This window comes from Saccharopolyspora rosea (assembly GCF_025643595.1).
In the GTDB taxonomy this organism is placed as follows: Bacteria; Actinomycetota; Actinomycetes; order Mycobacteriales; family Pseudonocardiaceae; genus Saccharopolyspora; species Saccharopolyspora rosea.
In genome coordinates, this window is sequence record NZ_CP102826.1 from 3635328 (window position 1) to 3657289 (window position 21962).

Annotated in this window: 19 protein-coding genes and 1 pseudogene; 14 read left to right on the top strand and 6 right to left on the bottom strand. The window is 65.5% G+C overall.

The features are described 5' to 3' along the window. Nucleotides 1-48: 48 nt before the first annotated feature. The 5 genes from NV263_RS16955 (at nucleotide 49) to NV263_RS16975 (ending at nucleotide 3999) form a co-directional block, all read left to right on the top strand. Complete coding sequence (locus NV263_RS16955; RefSeq protein ID WP_263254464.1) at nucleotides 49-261, top strand: hypothetical protein; 213 nt, start codon at nucleotides 49-51, stop codon at nucleotides 259-261. A 116-nt stretch (nucleotides 262-377) separates the two neighbouring features. Continuing rightward, the gene (locus NV263_RS16960) at nucleotides 378-761 is read left to right on the top strand and encodes an XRE family transcriptional regulator (RefSeq protein WP_263247279.1); all 384 of its coding nucleotides are present in this window, start codon (nucleotides 378-380) and stop codon (nucleotides 759-761) included. A 204-nt stretch (nucleotides 762-965) separates the two neighbouring features. Beyond that, nucleotides 966-2516 (top strand): transcriptional regulator, encoded by a 1551-nt coding sequence (locus NV263_RS16965; RefSeq protein WP_263254240.1) that lies wholly within the window; start codon nucleotides 966-968, stop codon nucleotides 2514-2516. After that, nucleotides 2516-2869, top strand: coding sequence for a signal peptidase I (locus tag NV263_RS16970; RefSeq protein ID WP_263247280.1), 354 nt, complete (start codon nucleotides 2516-2518; stop codon nucleotides 2867-2869). The genes NV263_RS16965 and NV263_RS16970 overlap by 1 nt, the downstream gene beginning before the upstream one ends. 185 nt (nucleotides 2870-3054) lie before the next feature. Next, the gene (locus NV263_RS16975; protein WP_263247281.1) at nucleotides 3055-3999 is read left to right on the top strand and encodes a hypothetical protein; all 945 of its coding nucleotides are present in this window, start codon (nucleotides 3055-3057) and stop codon (nucleotides 3997-3999) included. A gap of 480 nt (nucleotides 4000-4479) precedes the next feature. Here NV263_RS16975 and NV263_RS16980 read toward each other — a convergent pair whose 3' ends face one another. After that, entirely contained in the window at nucleotides 4480-6015 is a 1536-nt protein-coding gene (locus NV263_RS16980; RefSeq protein WP_263247282.1) for a restriction endonuclease, read from the bottom strand. A 282-nt stretch (nucleotides 6016-6297) separates the two neighbouring features. Next, nucleotides 6298-8046 (bottom strand): transcriptional regulator, encoded by a 1749-nt coding sequence (locus NV263_RS16985; RefSeq protein ID WP_263247284.1) that lies wholly within the window; start codon nucleotides 8044-8046, stop codon nucleotides 6298-6300. A 166-nt stretch (nucleotides 8047-8212) separates the two neighbouring features. Here NV263_RS16985 and NV263_RS16990 point away from each other — a divergent pair, with 166 nt between their 5' ends. Both NV263_RS16990 and NV263_RS16995 read left to right on the top strand, forming a co-directional pair. Beyond that, entirely contained in the window at nucleotides 8213-8479 is a 267-nt protein-coding gene (locus NV263_RS16990; protein ID WP_263247285.1) for a hypothetical protein, read from the top strand. Between the two features lie 2 nt (nucleotides 8480-8481). Then, nucleotides 8482-8733 (top strand): zinc finger protein, encoded by a 252-nt coding sequence (locus NV263_RS16995; protein WP_263254242.1) that lies wholly within the window; start codon nucleotides 8482-8484, stop codon nucleotides 8731-8733. Nucleotides 8734-9067: 334 nt separating this feature from the next. Here NV263_RS16995 and NV263_RS17000 read toward each other — a convergent pair whose 3' ends face one another. Continuing rightward, nucleotides 9068-9565, bottom strand: a complete 498-nt coding sequence (locus NV263_RS17000; RefSeq protein ID WP_263247286.1) for a hypothetical protein — start codon at nucleotides 9563-9565, stop codon at nucleotides 9068-9070. A gap of 752 nt (nucleotides 9566-10317) precedes the next feature. Between NV263_RS17000 and NV263_RS17005 the strand changes: the two genes are divergently transcribed. The 7 genes and pseudogenes from NV263_RS17005 to NV263_RS17035 all read left to right on the top strand — a co-directional run. Then, on the top strand, nucleotides 10318-11901 hold the full coding sequence (locus NV263_RS17005) for a mCpol domain-containing protein (protein ID WP_263247287.1): 1584 nt from the start codon (nucleotides 10318-10320) through the stop codon (nucleotides 11899-11901). Nucleotides 11902-12101: 200 nt separating this feature from the next. Further along, complete coding sequence (locus NV263_RS17010) at nucleotides 12102-12287, top strand: hypothetical protein (protein WP_263247288.1); 186 nt, start codon at nucleotides 12102-12104, stop codon at nucleotides 12285-12287. Between the two features lie 297 nt (nucleotides 12288-12584). Further along, the gene (locus NV263_RS17015; protein WP_263247289.1) at nucleotides 12585-13295 is read left to right on the top strand and encodes a Crp/Fnr family transcriptional regulator; all 711 of its coding nucleotides are present in this window, start codon (nucleotides 12585-12587) and stop codon (nucleotides 13293-13295) included. A gap of 50 nt (nucleotides 13296-13345) precedes the next feature. Further along, nucleotides 13346-14326 carry a hypothetical protein gene (locus NV263_RS17020; RefSeq protein WP_263247290.1) on the top strand — a complete coding sequence of 327 codons (981 nt, stop codon included), beginning with the start codon at nucleotides 13346-13348 and terminating at the stop codon, nucleotides 14324-14326. 5 nt (nucleotides 14327-14331) lie between these two features. Continuing rightward, a complete protein-coding gene (locus tag NV263_RS17025; RefSeq protein ID WP_263247291.1) occupies nucleotides 14332-16497 on the top strand; it encodes a hypothetical protein in 2166 nt (721 codons plus the stop codon). Continuing rightward, entirely contained in the window at nucleotides 16494-17294 is an 801-nt protein-coding gene (locus NV263_RS17030; protein WP_263247292.1) for a hypothetical protein, read from the top strand. The genes NV263_RS17025 and NV263_RS17030 overlap by 4 nt, the downstream gene beginning before the upstream one ends. A gap of 740 nt (nucleotides 17295-18034) precedes the next feature. Beyond that, nucleotides 18035-18409 (top strand): annotated as a pseudogene (locus tag NV263_RS17035) (SDR family NAD(P)-dependent oxidoreductase); the annotation flags it as partial. A 118-nt stretch (nucleotides 18410-18527) separates the two neighbouring features. On the opposite strand, the gene NV263_RS17040 reads toward NV263_RS17035, so the two are convergent. The 3 genes from NV263_RS17040 to NV263_RS17050 all read right to left on the bottom strand — a co-directional run bounded on the left by NV263_RS17040 (nucleotide 18528) and on the right by NV263_RS17050 (nucleotide 21854). After that, nucleotides 18528-19457, bottom strand: coding sequence for an NADP-dependent oxidoreductase (locus tag NV263_RS17040; RefSeq protein ID WP_263247293.1), 930 nt, complete (start codon nucleotides 19455-19457; stop codon nucleotides 18528-18530). An 81-nt stretch (nucleotides 19458-19538) separates the two neighbouring features. Continuing rightward, nucleotides 19539-20585: an MFS transporter gene (locus NV263_RS17045; protein ID WP_263247294.1), complete on the bottom strand. Its 1047-nt coding sequence runs from the start codon at nucleotides 20583-20585 to the stop codon at nucleotides 19539-19541. A 294-nt stretch (nucleotides 20586-20879) separates the two neighbouring features. Beyond that, entirely contained in the window at nucleotides 20880-21854 is a 975-nt protein-coding gene (locus tag NV263_RS17050) for a LysR family transcriptional regulator (RefSeq protein ID WP_263247295.1), read from the bottom strand. Between the last annotated feature and the right edge of the window lie 108 nt (nucleotides 21855-21962).

The window sequence follows — 21962 nt, forward strand, 5'->3', positions numbered from 1 at the left end:
CGGACATCGGTCCTAGTCACGGCCGGGCCGAGCAAGGAGGTGAGCTCGGTGGACGGGATCACCAGACGGCCGCGGCGCGGGACCGCGCGCACGGTGCCGGTCCGGATGGCGCGGGAGACGGTCGACGTCTCGACGCCCAGGAGCCACGCGACTTGCCGGACGGTGAAGTACACGCCTCGTCCGGTCTTCGGGATCACGGAATGCATCGGAGAAACCCTTCGCGAAATCAAGATAAAGCTGATTTCAGCAACTCATTACTGATTTCAGCGCATCAAAGGACGCGTTGTTCCACGGCGCGCGAAAAGCGCCTGGCTGCGAACCGCAAGTCAGCGGGAAGGCGTTAACCTCGACGCCGGAGGCGGAGCGCGGAGGAATAGTTGTCGGAAGATTGGGCGGCAGTCGCCAGAGCGATTAACGAGCGCGTGAGCGAGCTCGGTTGGCGGCAGCGCGAGCTCGCGGAGCGCTCGCGCGTCTCGCAGGCGATCGTCCGCGAGATCCAACATCACGTGGTGGAGCGCAGGCGGAGCTCGCGAACACTGGAGTCGCTGTCGGTCGCGCTCGGCTGGCACCCGCAACACCTGAACGCCGTGCTGCACGGGCGAAAACCACCGCCGGTCGACGAACCGATCCGAGAGCGGCCGGACACGGTTTGGTCCAGATTGGACGCTCTCGAAGAGCGCCTGGACGAGATCACCGAACGGCTCGACGACCTGAAGGGCGACCTCGCGACGGTGATCGAGCATGTGCGCAGTAAGCGGTAGGTCCGTTCTTCTCGGGTTGCTGGTCGCGGCGTTTTCCATGCCTTCAATTCCAGCCCCGATTCGCCGGGGAACCCATGCATCGGCGACGCACCTCGGATGCAGCCCCGGTGCAGTGACGATGCACAACAGAACCGCGGAGGCTTCTGCTCGATGAATTCGCCGAGCACGTGGACCGGCCGGACGGCATGCGCGCTGCAGGCCGCGATGCGAATGAGCAACGAGGCGTTCGCCGAACACCTCGGCATCGCGGTCCGGACCGTCGCCGGGTGGCACCAGAAGCCCGAGCTGACACCGAAACCGGAGACGCAGCAGCTCCTCGACACGGCGCTGGAGCAGGCAACACCAGCGGTCAAGGAGCGTTTCGCCGCTACATCCGGCCAAACCGCGGACGTCGTCGCCGAGGCAGCGCCGTCCGAAGGCGACGAGGAAACCCGCCGGGCAGCAGCCGATGCGGAACTACGGCTCGCCACGGACGCCAATATCAGCGCTGCACTCGACTGGCTCGACGAACACGCGGCTTGGTCACCGGGGTCCGCGCGCCGGGAGGTGGCCTCGCGGCTCGCCCGTCTCGACATCAGGCAGCTGCAAGAGCGCGGCAGCGCGCGAGGACGGGTGGACCAGCGCAGCGTCGCCGAGACGCTGGCCGAGTACTACGGAGCCGGGGACGACAAGCACGGCCGCTACTGCGCACGAGTCGGCGACACCGGCGAGGTGGAGACCAGCATGGTCACGCGCGCCGACTGGCTCGACCTCGGCTGTCCGCTGACCGCCCGACACGACCGGCTCACGGTCACCCGGACGACATCGGGCGCCGGAACCGCACTCGACGTCGACGCGGCCCAGCGTGCCGCACAACGGCTGGCCGAGACCCTGGCGATGGGGACGCGCCTGGTCGACATGCCGCTGTACCGGTTGCTGGACATCGACGTCTCCCCTGGCTCGATCGCCGGGAAAGTCGGGGTTTCGAGGTTCGTCGAGTACGCGGTAACGATGGACCTGCTCGAAGGCGAACTGGTCGACGCGATCAGCGCAGGCGTCGCCACCGAGCCCGGCGCCATGCCGCTGCGGGACAAGCTCCTGCCTGACCTCGCCTCGGTCCTGAACGTGTCGGACCGGCTCTGCGCCGGTGGCCCGCTCGCACTGTGCGCGATCGCTCGCCCCGCCGACCCGTTCCGCGGCGAGGCGGACTACGTCCTGCTCGTCCAGGAACGCTCCGGACACGTCCTCAACGCGGCACGGCGGCTGGCCGTCATCCCGAAGGGCTTCCACCAGCCGATGACGGACTACCGCGCGGACGCCAAACTCGGCGCGACGCTGCGGCGCGAGGTGGAAGAGGAGCTGTTCGGCCGCGACGACATCGACAACACGCTCTCCAACCAGCGCAGCGCCGACCCAATGCACCCGAGCCGGCTGACCGAGCCCATGCGCTGGCTCATGGAAAACCCGTCACGGCTCCGGATGGAGTGCACCGCCTTCGGAATCAACCTGCTCAGCGGCAATTTCGAGTTCCCCAGCCTCATCGTGATCGACGACGAGGAGTTCTGGCAAAGGTTCGGCGGTCGGGTCGAGGCAAACTGGGAAGCGGCCGGGTTGCGGCAGTACTCCAGCCTCGACGACGAGCTGCTGGCCGAGCTCATCGATGACGTAGCGTGGAGCAACGAAGGGCTCTTCGCACTGCTGCAGGGGCTACGACGGCTCGGGGAGATCGGCGGGGATAGAGTCCAGCTCCCGTCGATCGAGTGGGAGGTTCGGTAGTGGGACGCAACTGGCACCACGGGAACGCGGCCGAGGACGGCGACGCAACCCGCGGTTGGCTCCTCGGCCACTTCATCCAGCCCGAGGACGACATCCGCTCGTCCCGGGACGTCGAGGTGAAGTGGGCGAACCACCCGGCCGGTGAGAAGCGCCCCGACTGGACCACCGGCGAACAGCGGACCACCATGCTGCTGCTCGTCACCGGACGCTTCCGCTTGCACCTCACCGAGGGCACGGTGGACCTGACGACGCAGGGCGACTACGTCGTCTGGGGCCCCGGCATCGATCACGCCTGGGAAGCACTCGCCGACTCGACCGTGATCACGGTCCGTTGGCCGTCGATGCCTGAATAGCGGGTAGCTCCGTCCAGTTCACCTCGAACCGGCACGTTCGCACCATGGCTGGACGCTGAGAAGTCCACCGAGGCCACCGGCGTGTAAGGCCACGCCTGGACGCTTTCAACTGGTTGCCGCCACTCACATGGAGTAAGGCAACGTGGTCAGCCCACCGATCCCGAATTCCGATATGATCGGAAGCTGTGGACACAAGAACCTGCGTATCGGACGGACTGTATGATCTCCTTACGGGGTCCAATAAAGACCTTGAGTATCAGCCTCCACTTCGCACGCAGCTGCGTCCAAGATTTAACAAAAATGTCGTCGTTACCCTCCTTGAAGCCTTAGAGGACCGGGAAGTCTCTCATCCTGAAATGGCGCTCATTGAGCACCATTTGAAGGTTCCTACAAAAGGGTACTACTTTTCATCTCGTTACATTGCCATGGGGCCACTTATTGCAAGCATCGTGCTTGCCATTTTTGCCCTGGAGTCGCATAATTTATACATTTATTTAAGCAATTCTATCGCCCGTGGTGACTATGCAGAAGTTGCCATGTTCGGGATGTACCTGATCATCATCGTTTCATTTGGCTGTGCCAAATATATGCACGTAGACGACGCGGATTTTTATCGCTATATCAACAAGGCAGAGAAAGTAGCCGGCGCGCACTATTCGTACGAATATAGGCTCGTACGATGTGCCAACGCGGCAGGGCAAGCCGCCCGAGGTCTCTTTATCTACCTTCAGGGAGGACGACGTTCATGGGTCCCGTCTCCAGCAGTCACGGACCGCGCCCTCAAATATGCATATACACTAATCGATGTAGATCTAATCGAAAACTGCGAACGAGCCGACGCCGAACAAAATCTGCATAGATACGCAGTATTTCTGCACTATGCCGCCTCGCTTGTAGCTGTGGACCGCGCAGACCTGCTTCCGCGCCTGCGGGACCGCTTCGCCGATTTAGGGATTGAGCGTCGACCGTTGGACGAAAACGGCGACATTCGGCAGCGAGAATCGGAGTATCTTAACCCTCTTGGGCAACACAATCGCTGGTCCATCATCAGCAGCTATGTCTATCCTCTCGGAACATGGTTTAGTTTCTTGGTAGCACTAGTAGCATTTATAGTGAATCTGCTTCGCTAGCGTTGCATGGTCCACCACCTACGCTTCTGCTGATGCCGCCAGTGGTTCGACACTCAGCGTAGACGTGTGTGGATCGAGGATACCTCGACCCGGTCACCGTCGAGTTCGGACAGTCGTCGCATCCCCTGCAGCAGGGTGGGACACAACTGGCACCACGGGCGCACGCGGCCGAGGGCGGCGGCACAACCCGCGGTGGGCTCCTCGGCCACTTCATCCAGCCCGAGGACGATGTCCGCTCATCCCGGGACGTCGAGGTGAAGTAGACGAACCACGCGGCCGATGAAAAGCGCCCCGACTGGACCACCGGAGAACAGCGCACCACGATGCTGCTGCTCGTCAGCGGGCGATTCCGCCTACACCGGATCACGGTCCGTTGGCTTTCGGTGCCTCAATAGTGAACAGCTTGATCTGTCAACGGTCGGTTCTGGACGGTTGATGCGGAGTTTCCACTCAAGGACGAAAACATCTTTTTCGTGCTATTCACTTCTTACGTCGAGGTTTCAGAATACGGGCGGGTATGTTGTGTTGCTGGCAGAGGTGGAGCAGACCGGTGCCGTCGATGAGCTGAAGCGGCTTGTTGTTCGCGAAGTTGTAGCTGCCAGGACCGAATCCATCGGTGGTTATGAGAATGCCCTTGGTAGCCCCCTCGTCAAGGACCACGCCGTAGAGGTCACGAACGTGCGTGGGCGGGACAGTCCTGGTGTAGAGTTTAACCTGAATCACAAACTTCCCGCCGGTAATAGGGGTGGGATCGTAGGCAATGCAGTCGATTCCGCCGTCTCCGCTGGCCTTGAACTGTTTCGTATCGAATCCCATCCGAGCGAAGAGGTTCTGGACAAACGACTCGAACTCTTTTGACGAAAGCTCAAGCAGATTGGGTCGCTTGTCGATATCGCTGATGACGTCGATCGGGTCAACAATACGAGGGTCTGCCATATCGAAACTTAGAATCGGCGCCACGGCGACCAGTTCATCTGGATGCTCCGACACTTCTGCTCCGAAGAATTTCTGTACGCATTCGACGGGCTTAACCCCCTGCAGTTTGACCTGCTCGAACTGTTCTCGGGTAGCCCGCAAAGTGATCAACTCCGGGCGGATCTCGTGACCGGTCACCGGGTCGATCGCCTCCACTACTCCATTGAAGACGATAGTCGAGACCAGGCTTGCCGGATCGGCATGAAAGATCGTATGCAGCGTCCGCAGCGCGATTTGCGCGGCCATGTCGTTATATATCTTCCGGATTTCGGCGCTTGGCCGGTTCTTACGGACCTCGATCACGTCACGGGATTTGATGTAAGCGAACTCCTTCTCAGTCGGAATAACCGCGGTCGAGGGGAGCTCCCATTCGATGACCAGCAGTTCAGACTCGGGCACATAGGCGGCCCGCCGCTTCTTGGGCAACCCGGAGGGGTCCTCGATGCGATCAAGAATAAGCTGGAAGTACTTACTTACCGCGCGCCGATCCTTCTCGTGCACCTTGCGTCGCAAGTCGTCGATAGATTGGTGTTGGGCAGCAACACGTTTCCGCGCGACCTGCGCCTGCTCTGCGTGCTTCTTGCGCGCTTCGACGACCCTCCTTTGCCGTCGCGTCTCATCCTCACGATGACGTTCGAGCGCAGCCTCAAAACTCTTTTCGGCGATTGCCTTCTCGCGCTCGTACCGGGCCCGGCCGCCGAACATCCGGCTGGCAACGCTGGGGGGCTCCGGCGCGAACTGCTCCCATCGAGGCGGTGCTGTAGGCCGCGCGTCAGATCCAAGATCGAGCGTCGGCACGGACGGCTTGTTCTTCAGTGCCTCGAAGTCCAGAGGCCCGACCGGCTTCGACAGTGCTGCTGAGAGGATGCCGGTAAGTTCGGTCACGCGCTGCGCGACGACATCGGTTTGCCGCTTCGCCGACTCGTACTGCTGATGGACACGGGTTTCTTCACGCTTCCGCTCGTCGGCCTTGCGTCGCCGCTCTTCCTCCTTGCGTTGCGACGCTCGCTCCCGCGCTTCGCGGGCGGCTTGCTGACGCATCCACGTTTCGTGCTGCCGGTTGCTGCCTCGCTGTGGCACGCCTCAGACCTTTCACCCGTGCTGAACTCCTGCACACGGCACGGTAAAGCCAGGCACCGACAGTGCGGCAGCTTGCCACTGTGATTCCACCAAACAGATCAACACACCTGCGCCACCGCAGTTCAGTAGGCCAGCACGAGCCCGACGAAGGACAGCACGGTAGTGATGACTCCGAAGAGCGCGGTTGCCAGCGGGAAAGCCCTAGCAATCCGAGCCCACGACTGGCCAACAGCTAGTAGCACTTCAGCTAAGATCGTGACGCGACGCACTCGTCTCTACGGCGGGCACCTCGACCCTGTAACCGTCGAGTTCGGCCAGTCGCCGAACGCCCTGCAGCAGTGCGAAGAGTCCTTCGTTGGTCCAGGTTTCCTCGGAGATCAGCTCGCTGATCAGGTCCGCGTCGCGGCTGGAGTACAGGCGGAGGCCGGATGCTTCCCAGTTGGCTTCGACCTGGCCGCCGTAGCGGTCCCAGAACTCCTCGTCCTCGATCACGGTCAGGCAGGTGAACTCGTAGTTCCCGCTGACCAGGTTCAGGCCGAAGCCGGTGCACTCGGTGCGCATCCGGCCCGGCTCGGCACACAACCACTTCATCGGCTCGGACAACCGCGACGGGTGCAGTGGCGCGGCGATTCGCTGGTCGGCCGTGGCCGTGCCCACCTCGCGCCGACCGAACAGTTCGTCTTCCATCTTCCGCAGCAGCGTGGCACCGATGCGGGCGTCGGCACGCGCATCGGTCAACGGCTGGTGGAAACCCTTCGGAATGACGGCGAGCCGTCGCGCCGCGTTGACCACCTCGCTCGAGCGCTCCTGGATCAACAGCGCATAGTCCCGACCTCCCCGGTACAGTTCCGCGGGCCGAGCGATCGCGCACAGGGCCGGAACACCACCGGCGCAGAGCCGACCGGAGACGTCCAGCACCGAGCGCAGGTCCGGCAGGTAGAGATCCCGTAATGGGAGCTCGCCCGGCTGGATCGAGCGCCGATCGGCGAGCGCGTCGACGAGCTCGCCTTCGAGAAGATCCATCGTGAGGGCGTACTCGGCGAACGGGACGCGGGTGACCGTGCCAGCGATGCCGTCCGAGCCGATGTCCACACTCAGGAGCCGGTAGAGGGGCTGGTTGGTCAAGCGCACGTTCAGCGCGACCGTCTCCGCGAGTCGGTCGACAGCATGGCGGAGGTCGGCCGGGTTGCTTTCTGCCTCATCGGCATTGACTAGCGAAAGGCGATCGCGCTCCGGGGTCAGCGCGCAGGCCAGGTTAAGCCACTCCCGACGGGTCACGATGCTCGTCGTGAGCTGGTGGTCCTCGAATCTCGCCGTGTAAACCCCGTAATCCGCGGTAGTCGCCCCGTAGTAGTCCTGCAAGGCGGCGGCGATTTCGCTGCGCGGGATCCGGGATCGCCTCGCGTAGCGATCGAGCAGCTCGCCGGGATCGAGGGAGGCGACCTTCGACGTCACCTGCTTCCGGCTGGTCTCCCGGCTCCACCCCGCGCGCTCGTCGAGCCAGGCGAACGACGCGGTGAGCTGGCTCCGCCCATGCCCTGAGGCCACCTGCACCGCCCCGGACGGCTGGAGCTGGACGGTCTGCCTCACTGCCGGAGCCGTCTCGGACAGTTTCCGCTCGTCTGGTGGCTCCTCTTCCCGTTCCGCGGGCTGCGAGAGCAGCTCGTCGATGGGCGTCCCGAAGATGCGTTCCAGCAGGCGAGCCGTCGAGGCGCGAACCGAGCGGATCGGCTCGCCCTGGGCATTGCGACCGGATACCAGCCGCTGAAGGTGTCGATAGCTGAGCGTGCCGGGTTCGCCGTGTTCCAGAGCGAACGTCTCGGCGTAGTTCGCGAACTCCTCCAGCGTGAGCCGCATTCCCCGGATCTTCTGCTCCAGCACCGTCCGGTAGCCCTGCACTTCGTACCTCCGCCCGCGCTGCGGGATGTCGCCGACATGTCGTCCACATGGCGCTCGCCAGTCGTTCCGCTGATCGAGCGCTGACGAAATCATGATTTCAGTCTGCCACGAACCGCGACGAAGCGGTCACACAAGACGTCCGGCGACGCCGCCTCCGCGCTTCCAAAACGGCGCCGCCGGGCCCCTGGTCGCGGCCGGGGCTGCCCTGACCTGATCCCGACAGGCAGTCCCGGCCGCGCCGTCCGCGGATGGAGGTCACATGAATTCGCTGGAATGGTGCCGACCGTGCGAAGGACTGCGCGGGTCCGGATACGCGCTGGCCATGGTGTGGGCGAACACGCTGATCACGTCGTACGTGACCGATACGAACATGATCTCGGTCTCGGTCCCCGGACAACCGTGCGACCCGTTGCTGGCGTTGAGCGAGGCGGGAGCCGAAGAGCTGATCGAGCACCTTCGCAGGCGCCTGTCCGAACTGCGCGAGAGGACGAAGCGTCACTGGTCGGAGCAGTTGAGGGGGCAGTGAACATGCACCCGTTCCACTGGGTCCCAGCTGCAGGGAAGCGCCACGCGACCACGACAGAGCGCCCGGGTGGCGGCTATCCCACGGGCATGACCGTGCCGACGTTGTGCGACGAGGAGCTGACCGCCGACAACTCGACGACTGCCTGGTTCTGGGAAACGTGTCCTGTCTGCAACGTCGAGGCACATCGGTTGGCAGGCGTGCCGATGGCGACTAACTTCGCCACTCGAAAGACCGTCAAGAAGTCCAGGGCATAAGAGCTCACGCTTACATCCGTGCCGTGCAGCGCTGCTGCACGGCACTTTTGCGTGGCCGAGGCTGCCGTGCCTGCTCCGTCTCCGCGTTACAAGCATCGCAGCAATGGGCGGCGAGCGATGCCGGAGCGGGTGTCCCACGTGGGGTTCCTCGTTCCGAACAGCGAGCACGGAGGCGCCGGACAGGTTGGGACGGGACGGAGGAACCCGTCCCAACCCGCATACAGCGAATGTTTTCCCAGCTCTTGAGGACATTTCGACCCGTCCCATCGGCGTGTCCCAGCGCCGACCAACTCGGGACGGGTGGGACAGGGTCAGGCAGCGGCGGGACGGGTTCTCAGGCCGGTTCCGGCAAAGGGATGCGGGTGGATAGTGCGCAAATCGCCCCTCCGACACGCGCACTATTCACCCGGTCGTTGGCCGGGTGAATTTTTACATGGGCGACATGATCCGCCGGGCCGTAGCCCACGTGCAGGCCCAAAGCGTCGTAGAGGCTCGCCAGCCGGTCCGGCTTGGCGCTCGACAGCGCCGCGCCGACGTCGCCGAGCGAGTCGATCATGGCGTAGATCTCACCGTCGCTGATCGTGTCGGGTGCCGCTGTGCTGTCGAGCTCGGCCCGAGCGGCGGCGCGGTCGGCTTGGGCCTGGTTGATCGCGTCGCTGACGGCCGCCGGATCGACCCCGGCGGCGATGGCGTCCTGGAACCGGCGCAGCCGGGTCTCGGCATCGGCGAGCCGCCGCCTGGCCTTCTCCGACGCCTCCGACTGGCCGCCGGGTGCCTGCTGGGACGCCAGCAGGGCCGAGACCGTTGCGCACCACCTCAGCGGCAGGCTCATCGATCGCCAACACCCGCAGCCGATAGCCCTCCGACGCCTTGCGCGGGTTCGGATGCGGCCCACCGTCGACCGTCCGGTACCCGAACGGCGCCCGACCACCCTGATGCCGCCCCTCATTGAGCACCTGCGCGTCCATCGCCGCCCGCACCCGCGCCTGGATGTGCTGCCGCTCGGACTCGCTCATCCCACCGAGCACGCTCATCAGCATCTTGTGCGACGGGTTGCGCGGATCGAACTTCCCACCCAACTCCGGAACCCACAGGTCCACCCGTAGGCAGCGAACTTCGGGGCCACCAACGAGAACTGATTGCCCGAACCAGCACCGGATCCCCTCCCCCCACCACGGCACCCCACCCCCAGTCGGGGTCCTTCAGAGCGGCCAACAACCGTTCGGCCTCACGACGGCGCTCCCACGGCACCGAACACGACTGCGTCGATCAGCTGAACGATCTGCAGTGCGCATTCCCGCCGCGTTGCTCCCCCAGCTCGCCGCTACCTGCGGCTGCTTCTCCCAAGCACTATCCACACACCTGATGTCGCACCCCCGGAACAGGGCATCAGCGCTGCCCGGTGTGTTCTGTTCGTCCCAGGCACCAGAACGTCGACGACGGACCTCAACCCGGGCCCGCGAAAGGCGGTTTCAACCGCCAATGCGCTGCTTGATCTGCGCCACGAACCCCGCAACAGGGGATCCTCCGACGCTAGACCAATCAGTCTAATAGCCTAGTCTTTCAGGATCAATCCACGCTACTATGGCACACTCAAGTCTGGTTCTGGGGCAAGATCAGCGCGGTACTGAGGACCGCAACACCGGCGACACAGGTCATGCCCCACCAGCAAGCGACTTACACAGAGAGGTTTCGGTGCCGCGAAAAAGAGCCCGCATCAACTACTGGGTCGTCGATTTCAAGGACTTCTCGTTCTGGATCGCACTCGCCTTCGTCGCCGGAGCTGGCCCCAACCTTGCTGGCGCAATCAGCAACTGGCTCTTGCTAGGCCTATGGGGCCTGGCTGCGATCTTCGCTCTGATCGTTTGGATTCGGAACAAGCGGCGAAAGGGGATCGGCGTCTATGTAAATCTACCTCGTTCAACTGATAAACCCGCCTCCCGCAAGGATGTGACGTCCATCTACAAGGCCATGAGTCGCCATCATAGGGACTGGTTTCGGTCCGGACCCGACCCCCGTACCAAGACCGTCGATGAACGTGCCGAGTGGCTGCTATCCACAATCGAACACCGTTTGGACGAACTCGAGGTGCGCGACGGACAGGAACCACCCGTGTTCCTATACGTGGACGCGCGGAACGAAGGAGCTTTCCTACTCGGCCGCAAGACAGCGAAGTTCCGACTTGAACAGCAGATCCGACAGCCCCTTCTCGATACCGGCACATCGGCCCGGCTCTTCTTCGAACTCCAAGTCAAGACGTACTCGAGATACGAAGGTGGCGGCATCCACGAGCTCGACCTGTCCAGAATTCAACGAGAAGTACACCTGGACATCGACCACGTCGACAGCATACGGACCGAAACCTACCCCTTGACTCCCCAGAGCAGGGACAGTTTTCCGCCCAGGCTTGCTTTAATCGTCCACGCTGACGACGATCCGCGCAGCCTGGACAGGTTCCGCGAGAACGCTCTCGCCGCTGCCTCGGCCGGCACACCCACCAACGGTTACCTCGCTACCGAGGACGACCGCTGCGACCATGCTCTGTTCGTCAGCATTTGCGCAAAAGAGTTCTACGACAAGCTAAAATCACGCTCCGCCGAACCCTTTGTCGCTGCACTGCTCGACGCGCAGACCAAGGCCAGCAATAGGCTCTATGGCGCGCCGGACGTACCTGTCAGGCTCTTCATGCACGGACCACCCATTCTTGCCTTTGCTGCGGGAGCGCTCCTACCTCACGGCAGCAAGTACGTACCCTTCGACCCAAGCCTGATCCCACCACCCGACCATTCGCACCAAAATTCGGACCCGACCCTCATTGCGATCATCGATGGCGATGATGTCGGCGCTGGAACAGAAAAACACCTGCTGTCCCGAGACCTGGACAAGGCCGTCCGCTACAGCAGCTATGTAACTGACTCGATCGGGCATCTGATTGTCGAACTCGACAAGATCCCAAACGTCGAGCTTATATCACAGGGAGGCGATAGTGCGATCTTCGCCTTCGCGCCAAAATACGCCAAAGTTTTCGAATCAACGCTGGAAAATCTGCGCAATCAGAAGAACTTCAGAGTATCCTGCGGATACGGCAAGGATTCCAGGGAAGCCTTTCTCGCGTTACGACTAGCAAAATCATCCGGCAAGAACATTACAATCGGATACGGGCATTGACGACCAGGGAACTTTGCAGGAATACCACCCGAGGAGTCGCGAGGACGGAATAGGTAGATTGGGACCTGTTGCAACAGAAGCGGGCCACGTGCAGATTCCGAAATCTGATCACGAACCGGTTGGCTCTAGGAAATCTTCCTCGGCGAGGGCCTCGGATCAGGATGTCGACCCGGCGACGCCTGTTCCCCCCGCGTGGAGCCGTGTCCACCAGGAACCGCACTCCACGCCGGTGGAGCGCGCTGCGAAGCCTCAACTCCGGACCGGTGTCCCGGCGCTTCGTCCTGCGCATCACCTTCGCCGTCGCAGCCGACGACGCCGGTGGGGTCGGCCCGGGATCGACGTACCGGTACGCGTTCATCCACCAGCCCTCGCCCGAATACCGGTGACGGCGGAAGCCGTGCACCGGAGTTGATGCCCCACCCCTAGCGGCTCGCTCACCGCCGCGGCGCCGCGACACGTCGGCGCTTCACCTCTTGGAGGAACGGGCCGAAGGCGTTCTCAGGCCACGCGCCGGAGCTGCTCCGCTGAGCGCAGCACGCGCCAGCTCCGGCCCCGCACCGCTGCGGCCCCAGCCGGCCCCTTGCGCACCACCCCATCGACGTTCCACGGACGCGCTCGGCTGTTCGAGTGATCTCGAACCACTGCAGCCGACACCAAGACGATCGCCAGCTAGACACCCGCTCGTGAGCGAACCCAATGATCTCCGCAGACCACGCGGTTTCCGGTCCCTCATCCCGAGCAGTGCGTGGGCGACCCTCGTGCAGCACGGCGTCCGCGCGGCGCACCGCGCTCGGCAACGGGTGCTCCACCAAGGCGCACCAGGCGGGTGGGTGCTGCTGAGCCTGTCGGGGCGGCTGAAGGTGGTCTACGCCGAGCCGGACGGTCGCGAGCTCGTGCTGGCGGTGCGCGGACCTGGCGACGTGATCGGCGAGTTCTCCGGCCGGGACGGAGGTCTCCGATCGGCGACGGTGCAGGCGATCGAACCCGGAACCACGTACAAGCTCCCGGACCAGCAGTTCAACGAGCTCGTCGAGCGCTACCGGCTGGGTGCGGAGCTGAACGCCTACATCCTCGGCAAAGTGCGCGAAAGCGCCCCCCACGCCTGGCGACTGGCGCACCACACCGCCGCGGTTCGGCTCGCCGGCTTCCTCTCCGCACTCGTCGATGCAGCAGGACCTGACCACCCGTGCCCGACGACGATCACCATGTCGCAGGAAGAGTTGGCATCCGGGCTGGGCCTGGTTCGCTCAGCGGTCACCCCGGTCCTCGCGGAGTGGAAGGCAGCAGGTCTGGTCCGGATCTCGCGCGGCAGGCTGCACGTCGACGACGTGGCCGGGCTCCGGGAGATCAACGTCCGCGGTGCGTCCACTTCTGGACAGAACCGCGACGGATGACCGGGCAACCTCTTCCTCGTCAGCACACCCGAAAACGTGGAGGAGCACTGGTGGATCAGGAACTGCCTGTCAGCGACCGCCCGATCGGCGAGTACCAGGGAATGCTCGCGGTGGACGTCCGGCACTTCAGCAGGCACGACGACGTCCAGCAGCGGATGATCGCGGAGGAGCTGTTGCCCGATGTCCTCCAGCGGGCCGCGAGTCGCGCCGGCTTCGCCGAGCTGTGGCACGGGCGCCGGTTCCGCGCGTTCCGCGGCGACGGCTACCTCCTCGGGTTCCACCCGGACCTAGCAGCCGCTGTGGTCGACCGGTTCTTCGATTCCCTGCAGGCGGAGCTGCGCCGCCGCACAGGTGAGTTCCGGTCGGTCGGCGTTGAACTCCGCTTGCGCGCCAGCCTGCACCTCGGGCCGGTGCAGTCGTTCAACGCGCTGTTGGCCGACTCCCCCTCCGGCAAGGTCATGGTCGACGCCGGCCGCATGGTGGACGCGGAACCCGTTCGATCGCTGCTCGACCGCTCGGATCCGGACGTCACGCTCGTGGCATCCGTGCTCTCCCGAGCGGTCATGGAGCACGTCGTGGAGGCGGGGCAGTCCACCCGGAGGCCGAGCGAATTCGTCGAGGCACCCTTGCGGGTCGAGGCCAAGGAGTACGCGGGGACTGGTTACTTGCGCGTGCCCGCACCGTCCGGTGAGCTGCTCAGCGCAGGCCTGCTGCAGTCACAGCCGACGAGCCGCGATTCGGCGAGCTCAGGTGCCCCCGAGGCTGGCGTCGACGCGGGAACGTTCAACGCGCTCCCCGGAAATGCGGGAGTGGCTGTGCAGGCCGCCCACGTGGAAGGCGGTGTCCAGGACAACCAGGTGCACGGGGTCAGCGGTGGTGTCGTGGCGGGCGGCAACGGGTCGGTTTCGATCGGTCACGGCGTCGACCAGTCCTCGCACAAGCAGGAGTTCTCCGGTCAGTTCAACACGCAAGGCGACTCCAACTTCGGACCGTCGAGCGGTCGCCGCGGCAGCGACGTGGCCGGGGGATGAAAACCGTGGAAGCTTACGACGTCGACGCTTACGCCATCCTCGATCCGCCCGCAGCAGTCTCCGTTCCCGAAGGCGCGTCGCGCGCGGAAGACGCCGCTCCCCCACCGACGACTGCAGTGTCCGGTAACGGCGCCCTCCGGGTGGGCAACGACCTCGACCAGTCGCACCACAAGACCGTGATCAATTACAAGCACGAGTCCATCGTGCTCGCGGACGAGGAGTTCGTCGCGCAGATCTCGTCCGCGGCGCGTGTTCAGGCGCGCACGGGGCGTGGACTCCAAGATCGGGAGGCCCTGCAGCGGCTGGCGGACAACTACGTACCACCGCCAGGTCTGCTCGTGGAAGCGGCCGAGGACGAGCGCGAAACCGCTTTCCAGATCCTGCAGCGCCGCAGGGTCGTGCTGATCGGCGCGGAGGGCCGCGACTGCGGCCAGTTCGCCGCCGCCCAACGACTCGGATTCGAGCTGCAGCAGCGGAATCCTCAGCTCGTGGTCCGCGAAGAGCTCAGCGACGAGGGATTCCGGTTGCACGCCGACGCGCTGCTGGTCGAAGACGATCCAGCCGCTGTGCTCGTCGACCTCCGCGAAAGCGACGACGTGGATGTTCGGGGCGTGCGGCAGGATCTGGTCGGGTTCACCGAAGCGCTCGAACGCCATTCGAGCTACCTGGTGCTGATCATCCCGCCCGGGATGACGCGCGCGTTCGAGGAGCACTTCCCCGGCAGGGTCCACGTGCTGGGCAAGCCCAGCTCGGCCGCGGTCTTCGCGTGCCACGTCAGGGGAATCGATCCGGACGCGCTCGTCGCGCGTACCAGCGCGGCCCAGAGCCTGGAACGCCTGTGGCCGCCGAAGGTGAAAGAAATCGCGGATGCTGTTTCGGACCGCAGCGACCGAGATGAGGACCCGGATCGCGTTCTGCGTGATCTCCTGGACGACGAGTTGCACAGCCGAACACCGGCTCTTCGCAAGCAGATCCGCGACAAGCAGGAGAGCGGGAAGCCGGAATGGCTCGCCCTCCTGCTGGCCGCGTCCGTCCTGGAGGGCGCCCCACCCGAGCACATCGTGGAGGCGTCCGACCAGATGCTCGCGCGCAACGGGCTCAACGCCGAAAGGCCGGTCCCCCTGCTGCAATTGAGCCCGCACGCCAGGCTGGGCCAACTGGCCGACGAGCAGTTCGAGCACTTCGACTGCGACACCCGCTGGTTCCGGCCCCCGGGCTTCGGGGCGCGGGTTCTAGGCCACTTCTGGCGGGAACATCCTGACCTCCGCGCTCCGATGCTGGACTGGATCGGTGAGCTCCCCGCCAAGGTCCGCGATCTGGACAGCGACGAGCTCGACCAGATCGCCGATCGGTCCGCCGAGTTGGCCGGTGCGGGAGGCGCGGGCATCGCGATCAAACTGGCGCAGCAGTGGGCGAAGACCACGGCCGGCGCTTCGGACAGAACTACCACGTCCAACAGCCCCTCCGACCGCTACCGCCGGTCCATCGCCGTGCGTCTGCTCACCGCCACCGGCATCGACCCCAGCCTCGGCAGGAGCGTCCGCGGGAAGCTCTGGGAGTGGTCGCGGCGAGGTAACGCTGATCTCCAGTTGATGACCGCAGAGGTCTGCGCTGGTATAGGGCAGTCGTTCCCGCGAGTCGCCTTGACCCGGCTCAAGCACCTGGCGAACGCGGACAACGCGCACGTGCGCGAAGCAGTCCGGAACGCGCTGCGGCAGATCGGCAACCAACTCGGTGCGTCCCGCTTCCTGCGCTATGTGTCGGAGTGGTTCGATTCAGCACCCCCGGCACGCCTGCGCCTCCTGTCGGACGGCGTCTCTGCGGTGTTGGAAGAGCTCAACGAGGAGGTCGAGGCAGATGCGGCGACGTCGTTCTGGCGACGAGCACTCGCCACCATGCCGCCGGAGGACAGCTGCTCGGCCGTGCGGAGCTGGCTCCGGACGGCGGCGCAGGTGGGGCGGGATGAGCGAAACAGCATGGTGGAATCCCTCGTCCGCGCGACGGACTCCAACCCGTTCACCATCGCCTACCTCCTGCGCGTCGTCGCGGTGGGTCAAGCCTCGTCGGCCCTGGGGGCGCTCGCGGACGATCCGCTGACCGAAGTGGTGCACCTGCTGTGCACGCGGTTGGATGAAGTCGATCACGCCTGGTCGCGGGAGGAGCCGTCGTGACCGAGTCCCGCTGGCGGCGGATGTTGGGTGACCTCCTCTCGGGAGCAGCGCGAGAGGAGGTGGTCTCCGGGAGGGCTGGTCTCGCCGTGGAGGAGCCGGTTCCAGCCCGCTCCGGCACCACCACGTGCAACGTGTCGCTGCCCAGCATCGATGAGCCGCTGCACTTCAACGCGACCATCTCGTTCGAAGCGAGGTGGGGTGGGAACGCACCCGCTCCACCCTCGCTGCACGACATCGCTTGGACCGGGATCGTCCACCGAGCCGAGGAGATCAGCAGGCTGCGCGCGCTGACCGCAGCCGAACGGTTGCGAGCCGAGCTCAACGCCGCGCTGCTGGCGTGGCGTGGAGTCGGAGGAACGGACGTTTACGCGCGCGGCCAGTGCTCATCAGTGGAAGCTGATGCCGATCTCGCCGCCGCAGTCGCGGAACGCGAGAAGGCACAATGCCAGCAGGCGGTGCTGTCGTGGCGGAGTCACGAACGTTGGCACCAAGAGGAACGGATGCGTTCGTTGCTTCTCGACCCGTTGCGCGCAACCGCGTCGTGGTTCCTCGACAACCAGGACAAACCCGAGCACGTGGTCGAGGTGGCCCGCACCTTCCGAGAACTGCGCGTCGTGCTGGCCCCGGAGGAACGAGCGGATTCAGCCGGACAGCTCCTGGACGATCTGCTGGGATCGACCGACGAAGCGGTGCGGTTCCGGGTGGTTTCGAAGTTGCGGAACGCGTTCGTCCAATACGACCGGGAGGACCTGGCTGCGCGTCTGGACGAGATCCAGGTGCGGAGCACCGGTGCATAGGGACACGGCTTCTTGTGGCTGCGAACGCACCAGGGAGAGACGCACCCTCCGCTGAGACCCGGTTTCGCCCGGTGAGCGAGGGGTGAACCGTCTCCGCGACGGGTGGGCGCGGGCTCGTCGCCGGGCCCGCGCCCACTCGGCCGCATCGGCGTTTTCCCGATTCCCGACTGGGTTCCGGCCCGTTCCACCAAGACGTTCCAGCAACGGACGTGCCTGGGGAGGCGGTTCCGCGCGGGGCAACCGCGGGACGAGTTGTCACTCCGGTTCCGGCAGAGGGATGCGGGTGGATAGTGCGCAAATCCCCCTCCGACACCAGTGGGTGGGATCCCTCCCACGAGTACACGGTTGGTTTTCTGGTCGACGAGGCGGCGAGGTGCTGAGCACCCGCCGTCTTGTCGTGTCCTCTGGCCCCGCCCCTGTCATCGGGGGTGGTGGCCGTGGCTGAGGCTGCTGTTCCCGCGGTGGTGCCGCGCTCGATGCCGGCACGCGAGCGTCCGGAGTTGATCACGTCCCGGGCCTCACGACGTTGAGGTGAGGTTGGGGGAGCTTACTCGAACACAAAAGCCCAGGTCAGCACCCTGGAAACACTGCAAATGAAGCTGCCCGACCTGGCTACACCGTCCCAACCGACACCGAAGCGGGCAAAGCCCGGCCGCACCCGGCGACTCCCCGACGACCAGGTGCAGCAACTGATCGAGGGCTACCAGTCCGGCGCCACCGTCTACGAGCTGGGTGATCAGTCCGACTCCGCCGTGGTCATCCCCGAGGAGATGATCCACTACGGCACTAGCAAGACCGCGCTGCTCGCCGCTTCCCGCGGGTTCGCGAAAGCCGCCGCGGGCACCGGGGTCACGGTCAACTCGGTCATCGCCGGACCGACCCACACTGGCGGCGTCGAGGACTTCGTCTACCAGCTCGTCGACCGGTCCCTGCCCTGGGACCAAGCGCAGCGCGAGTTCATGCGCGCCCACCGGCCGCAGTCGCTCCTGCAGCGGCTCATCGAGCCCGAGGAGATCGCCAACATGGTCGTCTACCTCGCCTCACCGCTGGCCTCGGCCACAACCGGCGGAGCAGTCCGCGTGGACGGCGGCTACGTCGACTCGATCCTGCCCTGACCAGACCGCCCAGCCGGTGGGCGGGTCCCACCCCGGCCACCGGCCCGCACCGACCCCGCCTGATCACCTGCGGCCGGCCCCGGATATGGGACCGGCCGCAGGAACTACTCGCAGTGCTTCAGCTCCCGTCCACGGAGAGCACGAGCTTGCCGCGCGTGTGCCCGCCGCGGTTCAGCCGCCATGCCTCTGCCGCTTCTTCGAGCGGGAGCACCTTGTCCACGTGCACGGCCAGCGCACCGCGGTCGGCCAAGTCGGCGAGGGCCGCGAGGTCTGCCGGGTCGGGACGGACCCACACGTAGTGGCCGCCCTTCGCCGCGGCCTCCGGGTTGGCGATGGAGGCGAGCCGTTCCGGCTTGTCGAGGACCCGCAGCGACACCTCCACCGCGTCCCCGCCGACGAAGTCCAGCGCCGCGTCGATGCCTTCGGGGGCCAGCTCGGCCACCCGGTCGGCGAGCCCGGCGCCGTAGGTCACCGGCTCCGCACCCAGCTGCCGCAGGAAGTCGTGGTTGCGCTCGCTGGCCGTGCCGATCACGCGGGCACCACGTGCCACGGCGATCTGGACGCCGAACGAGCCGACGCCACCCGCCGCGGCGTGCACCAGGACGGTGTCGCCGGAGTCGACCCCGACCCGCTCGATCGCCTGGTACGCCGTCAGCCCGGCGAGGGGAACGCCCGCGGCCTGCTCCCAAGACAGCGCGGCAGGCTTGCGGGCCAGCATGCGCACGTGCGCGGAGACCAGCTCGGCGTAGCCACCGAACTGGACGGCATCCTTGCGGATGTAGCCGAACACCTCATCGCCGGGCACGTACTCCTCGACGTCGAAGCCCACCCGCTCGACCACCCCGGCCACGTCCCAGCCCGGGATCAGCGGAAAGTGGGTGTCCATGAAGCCGTCGAGGTTTCCCGCCCCGAGCTTCCAGTCCACCGGGTTGACACCGGCGGCCTTCACCCGGATCAGCACCTCGCCCGGCGCCACCTTAGGGTCCGGGAGGTCGGTCAGCCGAAGCGCGTCCGGCCCCCCGTACTCGTCGAGGACGATCGCCTTCATCGGAGATCCTTTCTTCTTCGCTGCCTGACAGGAGAACGGAGCGGGGGTGACCAGCCACCCTAGTCCCGCGTACGAGGTCGATCAGAGCGCTTGGAGGGCGGTCTGGGCGAAGGAGTGGTCCTGCTCGGGAGCGCCACCGCCGAGGCCGAGGGCGCCGATGAGCTGTCCGTCGCGGTGGATCGGCATGCCGCCGGCGATGAACAGCAGCGGCTTGTTCAGCGCGGTGGGCAGGGAGTGGAAGGGGCCGTCCGGCTTGACCAGATCGGCCAGGTCGGCCGTCGGCGCGTTCAGCTGCAGAGCGGTGTACGCCTTGGCAGTGCTGGTTTCACCGGAGATGAGTAGCTTGCGGTCCGCGAAACGGCCGCCGACGAGGTTGCCTGCCACCATGCCCAGCCCGAAAACCACCATCAGCCAGGTGACGGAGGATTCGGCGAAGCCGCTGACCTCGGTCATCATCGGTGCGATGTAGGTGATCGCCGCGAACACGCCGCCGAAGCCGAGGACCGTCATGGCCATGGCGAGAACGACCTGGGCGTTCTTGAAGCCGGTGAGCTCGTGCCGCAACTGCACGCCTTCCGGCTTGGGCATGTCGGGCACCAGCTTGGCGACGCCGGCCAGGCCGAGCACGCCGAGTGCGGCGACGATCAGGAAGGTCATGCGCCAGCCGGCGCTTTGACCCATGAAGGTGCCCAGGGGCACGCCGACGACGTTGGCCACGGTCAGGCCGGTGAACATCATGGAGATGGCGCCGGCCTTCTTCTCCGGCGCCACCAGTTCGGCGGCGACGACGGCGCCGATGCCGAAGAAGGTGCCGTGGGCCAGCGAGGCCACCACTCGGCCGATCAGCATGACGGCGAAGACCGGGGCGACGGCGGAGATGACGTTGCCGAGGATGAACAGGCCCATGAGCAGCATGAGCATGTTCTTGCGGGAGATCCGGGTGCCGAGCACGGTCATGATCGGCGCGCCGATCATGACGCCGAGGGCGTAGCCGGTGACCAGGAAGCCGGCCGTCGGCACGGACACGCCGAGATCCGCGCCGACTTGGGGCAGCAGCCCCATGATCACGAATTCCGTGGTGCCGATTCCGAATGCCCCAATGGCCAGGGCCAGCAGCGCGAGCGACATGACGAGCATCCTTTGAGGTGAAGAGCAGCACTGCGCGAGCACCTTACGTGCGTCAACAATAGTTGCAGACGCGCTATACTTGCAAACACAGCTACAGTGGCGTCCGCAATACTCTGGCAGGTCGCCACCTCAGAGCAGGCGCCGTGGCACGAAAGGGATGGGCCGGACCGTTTCCGGCGCTCCGATGGCACCCAGGTCGCCTGCTGCAACGACCCCGGACAGCACCAACCCGGCGCCCCGAGGACGGCTTCGCCGGCTGAAGCCTGTGCGCACCTGCTGTCCCAGACCGTCCCGCTAGGACGCGTGACTGCCAGTCGACGCCCGAGCATCTCGGAGGAGCTGGTCGACGCCTGCGCGGGACGCCGAGGGGACGATGTCCAGACCGGCCAGCAGGCGGGCCGTCTCGACGAAGTCGTGGACGGGTCGCGCGTCCATGTCGTTGCGCCACGCGATGGCCAGCGGGGACGGCGGCAGGTCTTCGACCGGGACGAACGACAGGCCGGGACGTCCGTAGAACCGCTGGGTCGATGCCTGCGTGAAGGCGACACCACGGCGGGACAGGATGGCCTCGAAGCACTCGTCGACGCTGCTGACCTCGGCGCCCAGGCGAACCGGGTGCGGTCCGCGGCACTCCGACGCGAGCCAGAAGTCCCGCCAGTACTCGGGAGCCCGGCGCCCGACGAACGGCTCGTCCGCCACGTCCTCAACGGTCAGCTTCTCGTACTCGGCGAGCGGCGACTCGCTCGACGTGACGAGCACCCGCGGCTCGACGAAGAGCGTTTCCACCGAAAGCCAGCTCTGCATGAGCACCGGCGGGCGGACGAAGGCGACGTCGACGCTGCCGTTGCCCAGCCCCACGTACGGGTCGCTGAAGTCGTGCGAGCGCATTTCGACCTGCACGTGCGGGTAACGGGTCTGGAACGCCGCGAGGATCTTCGGGGTGAGCTCGGCGGCGGCGTTGCTCTGGAAGCCGACGATCAGCGAACCCAGGTGACCGTTGGCCGCCTCGCGGGTGGCCGACGTGAGGCGTTCGGCGCTGACCAGCAGACGACGTGCCTCGGCGAGCAGCACCAGGCCGGCCGGGGTCAGCTCGACGCTGCGACTCGTGCGCTCCAGCAGACGAGCGCCGAGCACGTGCTCCAACTTTCGGATCTGCACGCTCAGCGACGGCTGGCTGATGTGCAAGCGTGCGGCCGCCCGCCCGAAATGCAGCTCCTCGGCGACGGCGACGAAATAACGCAGCACGCGAAGCTCCGGAAGTTCCGCCACGCAGGGATGATAAGTGCCGCCCGACCAGGCGACCAATTCTTCTGGTCTATCGAACGGTGGGCAACAGGTATTGGACGCGCAGCCACGTTGCGTAGTCGTATCAACGAG

What these genes read in the sequence shown, in the direction of transcription:
- NV263_RS16990 (WP_263247285.1), top strand. Translation starts at nt 8,213, where the DNA reads ATGAATTCGCTGGAATGGTGCCGACCGTGCGAAGGACTGCGCGGGTCC.
- NV263_RS16985 (WP_263247284.1), bottom strand. Translation starts at nt 8,046, where the DNA reads ATGATTTCGTCAGCGCTCGATCAGCGGAACGACTGGCGAGCGCCATGT.
- NV263_RS17000 (WP_263247286.1), bottom strand. Translation starts at nt 9,565, where the DNA reads ATGAGCCTGCCGCTGAGGTGGTGCGCAACGGTCTCGGCCCTGCTGGCG.
- NV263_RS16995 (WP_263254242.1), top strand. Translation starts at nt 8,482, where the DNA reads ATGCACCCGTTCCACTGGGTCCCAGCTGCAGGGAAGCGCCACGCGACC.
- NV263_RS17040 (WP_263247293.1), bottom strand. Translation starts at nt 19,457, where the DNA reads ATGAAGGCGATCGTCCTCGACGAGTACGGGGGGCCGGACGCGCTTCGG.
- NV263_RS17045 (WP_263247294.1), bottom strand. Translation starts at nt 20,585, where the DNA reads ATGTCGCTCGCGCTGCTGGCCCTGGCCATTGGGGCATTCGGAATCGGC.
- NV263_RS16965 (WP_263254240.1), top strand. Translation starts at nt 966, where the DNA reads ATGCGAATGAGCAACGAGGCGTTCGCCGAACACCTCGGCATCGCGGTC.
- NV263_RS16980 (WP_263247282.1), bottom strand. Translation starts at nt 6,015, where the DNA reads ATGCGTCAGCAAGCCGCCCGCGAAGCGCGGGAGCGAGCGTCGCAACGC.
- NV263_RS17005 (WP_263247287.1), top strand. Translation starts at nt 10,318, where the DNA reads ATGGCACACTCAAGTCTGGTTCTGGGGCAAGATCAGCGCGGTACTGAG.